Origin of the sequence: Kitasatospora sp. NPDC056446, from assembly GCF_042796115.1 — a bacterium.
GTDB lineage: Bacteria > Actinomycetota > Actinomycetes > Streptomycetales > Streptomycetaceae > Kitasatospora.
Genome location: NZ_JBHTRF010000093.1, coordinates 19,547 through 32,462, shown reverse-complemented (window position 1 = coordinate 32,462; position 12,916 = coordinate 19,547). Strand labels below are relative to the sequence as shown.

Below are 12,916 nucleotides of genomic sequence, written 5' to 3'. Positions count from 1 at the left end.
CAACACCTCCTGGCCACCTGGAACGGCACATGCCCGACCTGCCAGCAAGCACTGCCCAGACCAAGACCAGCCCCGACCTAACAAAGCACTACTAGCCGACTACCGGGCCACCGGCGGCATGCGGGGAGCCATCACGCAGACCGCCGAGGCCATGTACGCCGCTCTCCCACCAGGCCACCAGGAAGCCATGCGGATGCTGTTCCTCCGGCTCACCGCCCCCGGTGAGGGAACCGAGGACACCCGCCGCCGCCTCGCCCGCGAGGAACTCGACGGCCTGGCCGACGCCGCAATCATCGACGCCCGCCTGATCGTCCTGGCCGACGGAACCGTCGACGTCGCCCACGAAGCGGTCATCCGCGCCTGGCCCCGGCTGCGCCACTGGCTCGACGTCGACCGCGAGGCCCTGCGTACCCACCGGCGGCTCACCCAGGCCGCCCTGACCTGGCACGAACTCCACCGCGACCCGGGCACGTTGTACCGGGGAGCGCAACTCGCCACCGCCCGGGGCTGGTCCCGCACCGGCGACGCCGTGCTCAATCGGCTGGAGTCCGCCTTCCTGCACGCCAGTACCGCAGCGGACGACCAGCGTGGCCGTCGCCGGCGCCGGACGGTCGTCGCGCTGGCCGTCCTGACCGTGCTCTCCCTGGTGCTGGCGGTGACCGCGTTCGTGCAGCGGGCGCAGTCCGACGCGCAGCGCCGCATCGCGGTCTCTCACGGACAGGCCGCCCAGTCCCGGCAGCTCCTCGACCGGCAGCCCGAGGCTGCGGCGCTGGTCGCGCTGGAGAGTTATCGGACGGCCCACACCACCGAGGCCCGCGGCAGCCTGCTGAGTGCCTACAGCGCCTACTTCTCCAACCAGTTCACCGGTCACACCAACGCCGTGACGGCGGTGGCGTACGCGCCTGACGGACGTACCCTGGCCACGGGCAGCGCCGACCGCACCGTGAAACTGTGGGACACCACCACCCATCGGATGCTCGCCACCCTCACCGGCCACACCGACATCGTCAGCACAGTCGTGTTCAGCCCTGACGGCCGTACTCTGGCCACCGGCAGCAACGACCGCACCGTACGGCTCTGGGACGTCGCCTCCGGTCACACGACGGACATCCTCACCGGCCATACCGGCTTCATCATGTCCGCGGCGTTCTCGCCCGACGGACGTACCCTGGCCACCGGCAGCGCCGACCAGACCGCCCGACTGTGGGAAGTGGCGTCCCGGCGTACCCTTACGACGCTCACCGGTCACACCGATCCCGTACGAGCCGTGGCGTTCTCGCCCGACGGACGCACCCTGGCCACAGGCAGTGCCGACCGCACCGTGAAACTGTGGGACACTGCCGCCCACCGCGTGCTCGCCACCCTCACAGGCCACACCGGCGCCGTCAGCACGGTCGTCCTCAGCCCTGACGGCCGTACTCTGGCCACCGGCAGCGCCGACCACACGGTACGGCTGTGGGACCTGGCATCACGCAACTCCACGACTGGCCTCAACGGGCATACGCAGGAAGTGAGCCAGGCCGCGTTCACCCCCGACGGCCGCACCCTGACAACGATCGGCCAGGACAACACGGTCGCCCTCTGGAACGTGACCGAGCGCCGGCTGACCGCCACCGTCCACGAAACCAACGTTTCCGCCCCCGCTCTGGCGCTCTCTCCTGACGGCAACGAGCTGGCCACCACCGCCACCGATCACACGGTCCACACGTGGGACCTCAAGACCCGCCAGACCACTGCCACCTTCAGCGGAACGAACGATGTCACGACCGTAACGACCACAGCCGCCTACGCTCCCGACGGCCGGACACTCGCCATCGGCCATGCCGACGGCTCCGTCACCTTGTGGACCACTACCGCTCCCCGACCCCTCGTGACCTTCGCGGCACACAGCCAGGGCATCCTGCACCTGGCGTTCTCCCCGGACGGCCAACTGCTGGCCACCGCAAGCTCCGACAACACGGTGCGGCTGTGGGAAACCGCGTCGGGCGGTCCGGTGGCCACGCTCGAAGGCCACACCGACCACGTCTCGAGCGTCGCATTCTCCCCGGACGGCCGCACCCTGGCCACCAGCAGCTACGACATGACCGTGCGACTGTGGGATCTGGCGCACTACCATACGAAAGCAGTCCTCATCGGGCATACCGACCCGGTCTCCAAGGCTGTCTTCTCCCCGGACGGCCGCACGCTGGCCACCGCCGGATACGACCGGACGGTGCGACTGTGGGACCTGGCCTCACGCCACACCCTCGCCGTACTGACCGAAGACACCGGCTCCATCACCTCCCTGGCCTACTCCCCCGACGGCCACACCCTGGCCACCGGCAGCGGCGGCATCACCGTACGCCTGTGGGACGTGGCGCAGCGCCGGACGCTCGCCTCCCTCACCGGCCACACCAACACCGTCTACTCCACCGCCTTCAGTTCCGACGGCCGCACGCTGGCCACCACGGACGCCAGCGGCACGGTGTGTCTGTGGGATGTGGCATCACGTCAGATCACAGCACGACTCGTCGGTCACACCAGAGCCGTGCATACGTCCGCCTTCAGGCCAGACCAGAGCACGCTCCTCACCGCCGGCGCGGACGGAGTGCGACTGTGGGCCACGGACGCGGACCGAACCGCCGACCGCGTCTGCGAACTGAGCCGGACCAACCAATGGCCCAGGCTCCTCTCCGACGCAACCACGGAAAACGTCTGCCGGTGAGCGTCATCACGTCGGAACCGTCCGAACCCGAAAGCCTGATTCCGACCGGCCTTCCGCCCCGGCACCCGGCTGCGCAAGCAGGACAGGGCCCGCACCGACGGCAAGCTGACCGACCGGCAGACCGCCCTCCTGGAGGCGCTCCGCCACCGCGCTGCCGCCATTGTGGGTTGGCCGACCGCGGGGCCGCCACCACCTGGTGGCGGCCCGCCTTGGACCGCATGCCTGGCCCGACGACCGACCGTCAGGAGACCCGCGTTGACCGACACCACCCGGCCCGGCCCGCCCACACACCATGAGGTCCGATCATGGAGAACCAGGTCTCCGGGTACGTCGGGACGCACCGAGGCGCAGCCATACGAGTGAGTTCCTGCCGGGGACTCCGCCTGGACCGCGCAGGTACCCGATCGTGGCTCCCGACTCGACTCGCCACAAGCCGTCCCGCCCGTCGCTGCCGCCCTGCCCCGCCGTCCCGGGTCGCCGGTCGCCGGTCGCCGGTCGCCGGTCGCCGGTCGCCGGTCGCTTGGGTCGCTCCGCCCGCCTGCCGCCTCGCTGGCGTTCCGGGGCCGGAGCCGGCGGCAGACCGGGGCGTAGGTCAAGGATGAACAACGGCACAGCTCGCCGCCCGCCCCGAAGCCGGGCCCTTCCCGGCACTCACTGGCGGTCCCGAGTGCGCAGGCGAGCCGAAGGCGGGGTCGTTGGAAGGAGCCCCGCCTTCGGCGCACGCTCAGCTCGTCATGCCCAGATCCTGATCGCTTCGAGCGCGAGGTTCTGCCCGGTGGTGCCCAGGCGCACCCAGTCCCCGTACTCCGCGGGCAGCCAGCCGCTGTTCTGCACATGCGCCTGGCCGCCGGTGTTCGCGTAGCGCGTGTGCCCGAGGTCCACATCGAAGGCTTCCAGGCTCAGAGCCATCCCCGTGGTGCCGACGGCCCGGGACTCTCCGTCGAGAATGCACACCTTGCCGAGCCACCCGAGGTTCTGGACATGTGCGTTGATGCATGCGCCGCCGGTGCCCGCGGTCTGGATGGCGACGGCTTCGATAGGCGCGTTCTGCCCGATGGTGCCCGCCACCGCCCCGTTGCAGACCGGATCCTGCCAGCCGAGGTTGCGGACGTGTGCCACGTAGCACACCGACGAGGCTGCCACCGTCGAACGGACAGTGCTCTGGTGCTTTTGCACCGCGTCCTTCAGCTTCGAGGCGACGGTGTCCGGAAGGCTGACCGCGGGTGCGGTCTTCACGGTCGGCACCGGCGATGCCGAGGAGGGGCCGGCGGACGCCACCCCCCACGAGACGGCAACGGCCAAGACAGCAAGTGCGGTTGAGAATCGGTTGTGCATGAATCACCTTTCGGTCCAGGTCAATTCGTGCCCGTACCCCGTACCCCGTGCCGGTCGCTGGGCGACAGGCAGACGAGGAGGATGGAGGCGTCGGGAATGGCGCCTGATGGTGCGACGCGGCATGCGTGGTCGTCTCCTCGCGGACTCACACACCGTGCGCACCCGCAGGGCCCTTACAACCATGCGGTGCCGGCCCCTTGGCCGGTAGCCGAGATCGAGCCCACCGGCTCGGCAGGATCGGATCACTGCCTGGACCAGCGGTTCGTCGCCGGACGGATCCTCGACCACGAGCTGTCGGTCCACGGCGCTTATGAGGATCCGGGAGGCCGGCTCGGTCTGCTCGGCGGCCCGGGCGCCGTGTTCATCCGCGAGAATCGTCTCGATTCGGGTCAGCCGGTCGTGTGGCTGTGGCGGCTGGGTATTCCCGGTGGTGCCGCGCCGGGTGGTGTCCTGTCAGGAGCGGGTGCCGGGCGGGGCGTGAGTGTCAGGTGGGACCGGCGCGGTGTAGTCGGCTGCCCGGCGCGGCACGGCCGGCTGGTGCCGTGGTTCAGGCCGGTGCCCGCTGGTGCCGGCCTGCGCGGTCGTCACGGTGACGCCGGCGGCGAACTGCCCGCCCAGGACAGGGCCATGCCCTCGGCGGCGATCAGCGTCCGGGAAGTGCGCATTCCCGCCTCCACCTACTACCGCCGGCACCGACGAGTGGTGCACGGTGGAGAACAACCCCGTCCCGGCCCCGGACCGGCCGGCGGCCCTGGCCGTCCACGAGGCGACGGTCACGGCCATGAAGCACGCAGGCGCGACCGGGGCACAGGCCCGGTCGTGAGCAGGCCTGAGCCCCGGCACGCTGCGTACCCCACGCCGCCCGCCTGCACCACCAGGGACTGGCCTGGCTTCACCGCCCGCCTGATCGCCTACGGGAAGATCCGCACCGCCTGACAGGGCACCGAGCCCGAGGCGGCAGTCACCCTCGAGCTCACCTCGGCCCCCCGTGCCCACCTCGGCCCCCCGTGCCCACCTCGGCCCCCGAGCCCACCTCGGCCCCCCGCGCCGACCGGCTGCGCCCGCGCGCCCTTGACGGCTCTTCAGTCCAGCGGAACGGTGGAGGTGCAAGGATCCGCAACCGGCTTGGCACAAGGAGCGGTCATGGCACTACGGTTCAGGGGCATCGACCCGGACACGCCTAACGGTGGTTCTCCGACCGTGTGGTTGGAGGACGAGAAGGCGGAGATCGTCATCCAGGGCTGGCTGCCCGACATGGAGATGTACCGCGTGATCAGCGAGACCGAGTGGGTGGAGGGCCACGCCACCGGCGTCCCGGACCACGAGGGCGTCGTCCGCATCCCGGTCCGGATGATCCCGTTCCTGCGAAAGGTGTGCGATGAAGCCGAGCGTGCCGGACTTTGGCGCCCTGTTGAGGAGCGCTGAGCGCTCCGCCTGCCACCTGGAGATGCGCGACTCCTACATGGATGACCCCGTCTTCGCCGACTGGCGCGCCGGTCTTCCGGTGGAGCGGCCCGAGGCGTACGACCTGCCGGAGGAGTACAGGGCCTGGGCCGCCCTGGTGCGGGAGACCGTCGGCCGCGGGGTGGTGATGCGCCGGGCCCGGATCGTCTCGGAACCGGTGACCGCCTACATCCGGTGGGAGCACGCGATCACCGAGCGGCACAACGTCGCGCTCGGCGAGCAGGTCCGCTGGCTGCCCCGCTCGAAGGCCTCCGACCTCGCCCTGCCGGGCAACGACCTGTGGCTGGTCGACGAGCGCCTGGTCCTGTTCCACTGGTTCACCGGTGACGGCGAGTGGGCCGGCCACGAGACCACAGAGGACCCGGCCGTCGTGAAGATGGTGACAAGCGCCTTCGAGGCGGTCTGGGACCGCGCGATCCCGCACGCCCGGTACCCCGTCTGATCCGCCCCCCTTCCACCGACACCCGCCCGGGCAGCCAGCACCATGTCGTCGTCCCCGTCGTCCCCGTCGTCCAGCGTCATCGAGGCACGCAAAGCCCTCGCCGCCCGCCTGGTCGGCCTGCGCAAGGACGCAGGCCTGACCGGCGACGAACTCTCCGCGCGCTGCGGGTGGCACCCGGCGAAGACCTCCCGGATCCAGAGCGGCAAGTCCGTCCCCTCCGAGGACGACCTGCGCGCCTGGTGCACCGCCTGTGCCGCCGTCGACCAGGTCCCCGACCTGATCGCCGCCGCCCGCGCGGTCGACTCCATGTACACCGAGTGGCGCCGCATGGAACGCGCCGGGCTGCGCGCCGCCCAGGAGTCCGTGGCCGCCCTCTACCGGCGAACCGGCCACTTCCGCGTCTACGCCAGCCGCGTCCTGCCCGGCATGGTGCAGACCCCCGAGTACACCACCGCCGTCCTGCGCTCGATCCAACGCGCCCGTGTCGAGGTCGACGACGTCGCCGACGCGGTGGAGGCCCGACTGGAACGCCAGCGGATGCTGTTCTCCGGCCGGCACCGCTTCGGCCTGCTCATCGAGGAGTGGGTGCTGCGCGCCGCGGTGTGCGACCCCGAGACGATGGCGGCCCAGCTCGGCCACCTGCTCGCCGTCTCCTCCAGCCCGTTCGTCAGCGTCGGGGTCATCCCCACCGGGCCCGACCGCCCGCACCTGCCGGTCGAGGACTTCTACATGTTCGACGAGGCCGAGGTGGCCGTCGAGCTGACCTCCGGCTACCTGCGGATCACCCAGCCACGCGAGATCGCCGACTACGTACGGACCTTCACCGACCTGGCATCCATCGCCGTCCACGGGGCCGGCGCCCGTCAGTTGATCACGGCGGCGATCGCCACTCTCGGGTGACTTCGCGCAAGATGGCGCAACCTCGTTGAGGGCCCGGCCGCGCACTCCCTACCGTCGATCCGTCGCCCGCCGTGACGGACCGGACACCCGGTCCCCGGCGGGCGAGCCGGGACTGCTGCGCGGGCCCGCCCCCCGTCGGGTCCGCGCAACAGTCACCGCCGACGAGAGAGCGGAGCGCCACCGTGGCCACGCACCCCCTACCCCGCCCGCCAGCCCCGGCCGCACCCGGCCGGGCGCCCGCGGGTGCGAGGTGCGTGGTGACCGCCGCCGCGGTCTGCTGGTCGCCGACCAGCCAGTCCGTGAGCCGGCGGCGCAGCAGTTCCTGCTCCGGCCCGGTCGGTTGCATCTCGGCGGCCTGCGGCACTGTGGGCAGGGGCGAGGGGCGTCCCTGCCGGGCGCGCAGGAGCGCGGTGGCCGGGACGCGGGCCAATGCGGCGGCCCGGCCCGGGTCGTCGGCCAGGTAGACCCCGAGGCTGAGCAGCAGGTCGGGTTCGGGGTGTCCGGGTGAAGGCCGGTAGTGCCGGTGGTAGGTATCGGCCGCCTGTCGTGCCCCGCGCAGGCTCAGGTGTCCGGCGAAACCGTAGGGCAGCCCCAGTTCGGCTGCCAGCTGCGCCACTGGCTGGCTCGATCCCAGGACGCGGACCGGGATCGGGGCCTCGGCGGCGGCGGACAAGTCGTCGAGGTGGCCGACGAGTTCGGCGATCTGACGGCGGAACCGCTCCGGTTCGGCTGACGGTGTGGTGCCGCGCAGCGCCAGGCTGAGCGTCGGCCGACCGGCCAGCGCACGCACGACGCCGAGTTCGATCCGTGGCCCGTGGAGGCGAGCCAGTGCACGGAAGCTCTCGGCGATCCGGAAGGGCGCGTGGTTGGGCAGCATGATGCCGCCGGCACCGACTCGCAGTGTGGAGGTCTCGTTGGCGATCGCTGAGATCAGCACTTCGGGGGCGGTGGCCGCAGAGGCCGGGTTGGCGTGGTGCTCGGCCACCAGGTATCTGGCCGCACCGAACTCCTCGGCCTTCCCGGCCAGTTCGATGGAGGCCCGGAGGGCAGCGGCCGGGCCCTGGCGCTCGAAGACCGGGCACAGGTCGAGTACGGAGATCTTCATCGACGGACCGTTTCGGTTTCGTGGGGCAGGGGGTCTCAGCGCTCGGTCGTCAGGTGGTCGGCTGCGCGAAGGGCGAGCACGGCCAGGACCCCGGTACCCACTGTCCAGAGCGCGGCCCAGAGCAGGTCCGCGGCGGAGCCCGCCCAGGTCGAGCGCAGCCAGTCGACCTGGTACGTGAGCGGGTCCAGCCGGGCCACGAAACGCAGATAGCCGGGTGCAGTGTCGAGCGGGTAGAACAGTGGTGCGGCCAGTACCACCGGAAGGGCGGTCAGGGTCAACACGAAGTCCCGCGTTGCGTACGACTGGACCCAGGCAGCCACGGCGGCTCCGGCCAGCACCCAGCCGGCATCCACAAGCAGCGAGCCTGCCACGGTGAACAGGAGTCCTCGGCCGGACAGGTCCGACAGCGCACCGAGCGGTGCGGCAAGGCCGATCACCACCAACAGTTGGAGCAGGAAGACGCCGCCGAGCACGATCAGCACGCTCAGTAGGTAGCCCGTGGTGCCGCCGCCGTACATCCGGTAGAAGGCGAAGACTCCCCATTTGCGGTCGTTCGACACGTCCGAGACGGCGGCGGTACCCGATCGGAAGGCCAGCATGGCCAGCATGCCAGGCAGAACGAATGCCAGGTAGTGGTGGGCCGTGCCGCTACCCGAAGCGCCTACCGCGCCGCTGACGCCTGCGGCCAGGAAGAGTAGGTAGGCGACCGGTTCGATGATGCGGCCGTAGTAGACCTGGCGCCAGTTCCACAGTGAGGCGAGATGGAACCGCACCGCGATCAGTGGGCGGGCGCGGGTCATGAGGTCTCCGTCTCGGTCAGCGCCTGGTAGGCGGTCCACAGGTCCTCGGATCCCGGTGCGGCGCGCAGGAAGGCGGCGGTGGGCCGGTCTGCGAGGACCCGACCGCGGTGAATGGCGACCACCCGGGTGCAGTAGCCGGAGAACCGCGAGGTCTCGTGGGTGCTCACGAGCACGGCTCCGCCGGCCCGGGCACTGTCCTGGAGGTAGTCGAAGACCTGTCGCACGGCGTCGGGGTCGAGACCGGTGGTGGGCTCGTCGAGCAGCATGAGGCGCGGGCGTCCGGCGATGGCCCGGGCGATCTGGCAGCGCCTGAGCTCGCCGCCGGACAGGGTCTGCGCCTGGCGGTGCAGTACCGGCCCCAGGTTCAGGATCTCGGCGATCTCGCTTGCCGCTCGTCGTACGCCGCGCAAGGTGCCGCGACGGAGTGCCACACCGAGCTCGATGTTCTGACTGACCGTCAAGGACCAGTCGATCACTTCGCGTTGCGGGCACCAGCCGAACTCGGCGGCCGGGACGTCCCGGCGCACGGTTCCCGAGTCGGGCCGGCGCAGGCCGGCGACGATGTCGAAGAGCGTTGACTTCCCTGCTCCGTTGTGGCCGATGAGTGCGACCAGTTCGCCGGCTTCGAGGTCCAGTGAGGCCTTCTCCAGGGCCGGTGTGGGATTGCCCGGGTACTGCTTGGAGACCCGGTCCACGCTCAGCACGCCGGGTCCAGTGCTTCGGTGGCCGCGAGCCGTGCCTCGATCAGGTCGGCGACCTGTTCCGGCCCGGCTCCGTCGGGTATGCCCACGACGAGTGTGCGCTCGGGCAGTTGCTCGGAGATCCGGCGGCGGCTCGCTCCGGAGAACCAGACAGCGGGGTCGGTCCGCTGATCGGTCGGCCCCGTCGAGGCCTGTTCCGACGGGACCAGCCGTACCAGATGCTTTACGTCGGTCCGGCCGAGGTTGGGCCGCCCGAGGAACTGTGCGGCGCGGGCCAGCAGCACCAGACCGGTGTCCGGGGAGACCGTCTCGCGGTGCTCGCCGTCCAGGATCCGGGCCAGATGGTGGCGCCGTCCCTCGCGGCGGAAGCCCAGCGGGCTGTCGTGGCGCAGGAAACTGCCGCTGTCCACGTCGAGCACGGCGAGGCTGTCGCTGACCAGTCGGGCACCCCGTGAACAGAGCACGAGTGCGGCCGAGGTCTTGCCGATGTAGTTGTCCCCGGTCAGCAGCACCCCGGTGCCGTCAGCCAGTTCCAGACAGGTGCCCGGGCCGACGGCCAGGCGTTCCCAGAGGCGCGAGTACCGGAACGGCGGGAGCGGGGAGGGGAGTTCGGACCAGTCGGTGAACGTGTGGTCGACTTCACGGCGCCAGCCGTCCTCGGTCCTTCGGTCCACCTCGATCCGCTTGGTCAGGCCGTCCTTCCGCAGCAGGCTGGTGAAGAATCCGCGCTCGGGCCATTCCGGGCAGCTCAGTGTCACCACGACCTCGGTCCGCTCCGGCGCAGCGGGTTCGACTCGCTGTCCACCGAAGTAGAACAGTGCCTCGGCGGTATCGGCGGAGTGGCAGCGCAGCCGGGTGATCACGTCGTAGAAGTCGAAGTAGAGGTCCGTCAAGGGAAGATCCATGTCTCAGGTCCCGGTGCTTGCGGTCAGGGTGGTGGAGAGCTCCGCCACGGCCTGTCGGGCGTGGCGGGCCGGGTCGAAGGCGAGCCGCCAGCTGTGCTCGCCGATGCGCTGGAGTTCGAACTCGGCCGCGGGGCTGAGCACGACGGTCCAGGCCCATTCGGTCCGCTCCGGAGCCCGTCGAACCGGCAGGGCGGCGGGGTGCACCGCCCAGGTGGTTCCGGTCGGTGTCCGAAAGGAGGGCGCCTCGGCCAGGAAGGGACGCAACCACGGGTGGACGTCCAGCGTGCGCTCCCGCACTCCGATGGGCCGGCGGTAGGAGAGCAGTCGCCGTTCCCGCTCGATCGGCACGGTGTCGTCGCTGACGAAGCCCCAGCCGGCCCGGAGCAGTTCCAGCAGCAGCACCGATTTGCCGGCCAGGGACGGCCCGTGCAGCAGCACCGCCTGGCCCGGAGCCCACGGCGCACTTGCCGCACTGGCGTGCACGGTGCGGACCATGCCGCTCAACGGCGGGAACGAGAACGGTGGGAGCGGGCTCGGCTTTCTCGCCGCCCCGCGGTATTTCTCGTAACAGGACCAGTCGAGTTCCGGAGTGCGTAGAAATATGCTTCTCAGGGTATCCGTGGAACCGTCCGTAAAGGCCTCCGATTCCGCCGTGAAAGCGATCTCGAAATCTGCGGGACCAGACGTTTCCGTGCGCCGGTGATCCTGGAAGTAGTAACTGAAATGAGCCAGGTCCGCAGAACTCTGCAGCAGTGCGTCGACCGTCGTTCCCCAGAAGTCCAGCCGCAGCCGGCTCAGTCGTTCCAGTGCGTGCGGGGCAACGTCCACGGCTCGCTCCCCCCGATGTACAGCGTCATCCCGCTGTGGCTGCTGGACACCAGGCTGTCGAGCTCACCGACGGTGGCGTGGCTGATCTGCGGAGCCATGTCGGAGCGCCAGGCCGACAGCACGGCGGCAACCGCACGATCCGCCGGGTACAGATCGCGAAGCCGTGCCGTGAGCGGCGACAGCCGACCGTACAGGTCCTCGCGGTCGCGGAGCCGGTCGGTGCCGAAGGAACCGAACTGGGAGAGGACGAGAGGGAAACGGGTGTCCGGCGCGACCGAGTGCAGGTAGAAGGCGTTGGCGTCGTACACCTGGACGGCGTAGTCGAAGCGGGCTCCCACATCGATCAGCAAGGTGTCCAGGAAGGACGTCGCGGGCAAGGCCTTGACCGTCAGTCCGTGGCGCTGGGCCGCCTCCTGCAACAGCCAGCCGGTGTCGACCAGGAAGAGAGGATGACCATAGGTCAGAAAGCTGACCGGCCCGTGACCGCGCCCCTCGGCAGCGGCCTCCAGCACCCGGGCGGCCATCGCGTGGTAGACCTGGCCCGGATTGGGATCGGCGGCGTAGACCTCCTCCAGGTCGGTCACCTCACCGTCGTAGCGCAGCCGCAAGTCGGAGTCGTAGGCGGTGAGATGGAGGATCCTGCGGGAGTCACGCAGGATCTGATCGGCTTCGACACTCCGGCGGTCGAAGCCCCCGATGCCCAAGCCGACCAGGTACAGGTCGGCTTGAGCATCGGGGACGCGCAGGTCAGCACGCTTCAGGCGCACCCGATGGGCCTTTCGAACGAGGACTTCACCGATCCCGGTCGTGACTCCGGCGCCGAAGTCGGCACCGCACTCGCCGGCCGGGTCGGAAGGCCCGGATCAGAAGCAGTTGGAATCCGCGACGACGCTCGCGCAGGTTCCCTGGCAGTGGGCACCACTCGCCTTGATCGTCTCTTCGATGGTCGGGATGTAGGACGGCACCACGACCTCCCGGTGCGCCGGGTGGCTGTCCTGGCCGGCTACGGAGCCGACAAGTTGCTGCGCGGTATCCACGAGTGCCACGGGCATGAGGCTCTCTCCATTCTCTGTGAAATGTCACCCGGTTCTCGGGCGAACAAGATCAAGCTAACGACCAGGCATCGCGGTTCCATCGTTCGAGTGCGCTCGCAATGGGATATTCACCCGGTGAAACATTTTGATCACTTTCACTCTCGTCAAATCGCATGCGTTCGGGCGCTAACGCCACATTCCGGCGAGCTCTTTGTCCGCCGGACAGCGCGCCAACCCTCCCGGGGTGGCGTCGGAGATGCGGGCCGATGAGCAGCACAGTGAGGACCGCGCCCTGGGTGTGGAGCTGTCGGCAGACGGTGTGTTCGATCCCAGGTCCTTTACGGCCCGTCCTGCGCGGTCCCATCGCGGCCGGGCATCCGGGTCGGCGCGAGAACATGCTGATGGAACTGCTCATCGGCCAGGGCAGGTTCGACGAGGGGATCAAGGCGGCGGAGCACACGTTCGACGACCTCCACGACAGCAACCTCCTCCAGTCGGCCCTGATACTCCTGGCCGACCAGGGCCGGCACGGCAAGGCGATCGGGCTCACGGAAGACCGCGGCCCCGAATACCTCGCGGAGAACGAGGCGTACCGGCTCCACTCCAGACGGTGGTGGCTGATGGGGGAGTCAGGCCGCCGCGGGGAAGCGATCGCAGACCGTTCGCGCCGGCGCCCCACGACGCGGGCGGGTGGGGTA

Annotated in this window: 13 protein-coding genes; 4 read left to right on the top strand and 9 right to left on the bottom strand. The window is 70.2% G+C overall.

Annotated elements, in window-relative coordinates; all coding sequences use genetic code 11:
- Positions 1-2,704: WD40 repeat domain-containing protein (locus ACFQ6N_RS35530; protein ID WP_380658079.1), on the top strand; the 2,704-nt coding region annotated here is incomplete at its 5' end.
- Positions 2,705-3,436: 732 nt separating this feature from the next.
- On the opposite strand, the gene ACFQ6N_RS35525 is transcribed toward ACFQ6N_RS35530, so the two are convergent.
- Positions 3,437-3,940, bottom strand: a complete 504-nt coding sequence (locus ACFQ6N_RS35525) for a hypothetical protein (RefSeq protein ID WP_380658077.1) — start codon at positions 3,938-3,940, stop codon at positions 3,437-3,439.
- Positions 3,941-5,182: 1,242 nt separating this feature from the next.
- On the opposite strand from ACFQ6N_RS35525, the gene ACFQ6N_RS35520 reads away from it, so the two are divergent.
- From ACFQ6N_RS35520 to ACFQ6N_RS35510, 3 genes are read left to right on the top strand one after another with little or no spacing between them, the layout of a single operon-like run.
- Positions 5,183-5,464 carry a hypothetical protein gene (locus tag ACFQ6N_RS35520; RefSeq protein WP_380658075.1) on the top strand — a complete coding sequence of 94 codons (282 nt, stop codon included), beginning with the start codon at positions 5,183-5,185 and terminating at the stop codon, positions 5,462-5,464.
- Positions 5,418-5,945 (top strand): DUF6879 family protein, encoded by a 528-nt coding sequence (locus tag ACFQ6N_RS35515; RefSeq protein ID WP_380658073.1) that lies wholly within the window; start codon positions 5,418-5,420, stop codon positions 5,943-5,945. Before ACFQ6N_RS35520 ends, ACFQ6N_RS35515 begins: the two co-directional genes overlap by 47 nt.
- Positions 5,946-5,987: 42 nt before the next feature.
- Positions 5,988-6,845: a helix-turn-helix domain-containing protein gene (locus ACFQ6N_RS35510; protein ID WP_380658072.1), complete on the top strand. Its 858-nt coding sequence runs from the start codon at positions 5,988-5,990 to the stop codon at positions 6,843-6,845.
- Here the strand turns inward: ACFQ6N_RS35510 and ACFQ6N_RS35505 are convergent.
- The 8 genes from ACFQ6N_RS35505 to ACFQ6N_RS35470 all read right to left on the bottom strand — a co-directional run bounded on the left by ACFQ6N_RS35505 (position 6,817) and on the right by ACFQ6N_RS35470 (position 12,820).
- Positions 6,817-7,950 (bottom strand): MsnO8 family LLM class oxidoreductase, encoded by a 1,134-nt coding sequence (locus tag ACFQ6N_RS35505; RefSeq protein WP_380658071.1) that lies wholly within the window; start codon positions 7,948-7,950, stop codon positions 6,817-6,819. The two genes, ACFQ6N_RS35510 and ACFQ6N_RS35505, sit on opposite strands and share 29 nt — an antisense overlap.
- 35 nt (positions 7,951-7,985) lie before the next feature.
- The gene (locus ACFQ6N_RS35500) at positions 7,986-8,750 is read right to left on the bottom strand and encodes an ABC transporter permease (RefSeq protein WP_380658069.1); all 765 of its coding nucleotides are present in this window, start codon (positions 8,748-8,750) and stop codon (positions 7,986-7,988) included.
- Entirely contained in the window at positions 8,747-9,454 is a 708-nt protein-coding gene (locus ACFQ6N_RS35495) for an ABC transporter ATP-binding protein (protein ID WP_380658068.1), read from the bottom strand. Before ACFQ6N_RS35495 ends, ACFQ6N_RS35500 begins: the two co-directional genes overlap by 4 nt.
- On the bottom strand, positions 9,448-10,356 hold the full coding sequence (locus ACFQ6N_RS35490) for a hypothetical protein (protein ID WP_380658067.1): 909 nt from the start codon (positions 10,354-10,356) through the stop codon (positions 9,448-9,450). The genes ACFQ6N_RS35495 and ACFQ6N_RS35490 overlap by 7 nt, the downstream gene beginning before the upstream one ends.
- A 3-nt stretch (positions 10,357-10,359) precedes the next feature.
- Positions 10,360-11,184, bottom strand: coding sequence for a hypothetical protein (locus ACFQ6N_RS35485; protein WP_380658064.1), 825 nt, complete (start codon positions 11,182-11,184; stop codon positions 10,360-10,362).
- Positions 11,151-11,951, bottom strand: coding sequence for an SAM-dependent methyltransferase (locus tag ACFQ6N_RS35480; protein WP_380658063.1), 801 nt, complete (start codon positions 11,949-11,951; stop codon positions 11,151-11,153). The genes ACFQ6N_RS35485 and ACFQ6N_RS35480 overlap by 34 nt, the downstream gene beginning before the upstream one ends.
- 96 nt (positions 11,952-12,047) lie before the next feature.
- On the bottom strand, positions 12,048-12,236 hold the full coding sequence (locus ACFQ6N_RS35475; protein ID WP_380658061.1) for a hypothetical protein: 189 nt from the start codon (positions 12,234-12,236) through the stop codon (positions 12,048-12,050).
- A gap of 320 nt (positions 12,237-12,556) precedes the next feature.
- Positions 12,557-12,820 (bottom strand): hypothetical protein, encoded by a 264-nt coding sequence (locus ACFQ6N_RS35470; protein ID WP_380658060.1) that lies wholly within the window; start codon positions 12,818-12,820, stop codon positions 12,557-12,559.
- Between the last annotated feature and the right edge of the window lie 96 nt (positions 12,821-12,916).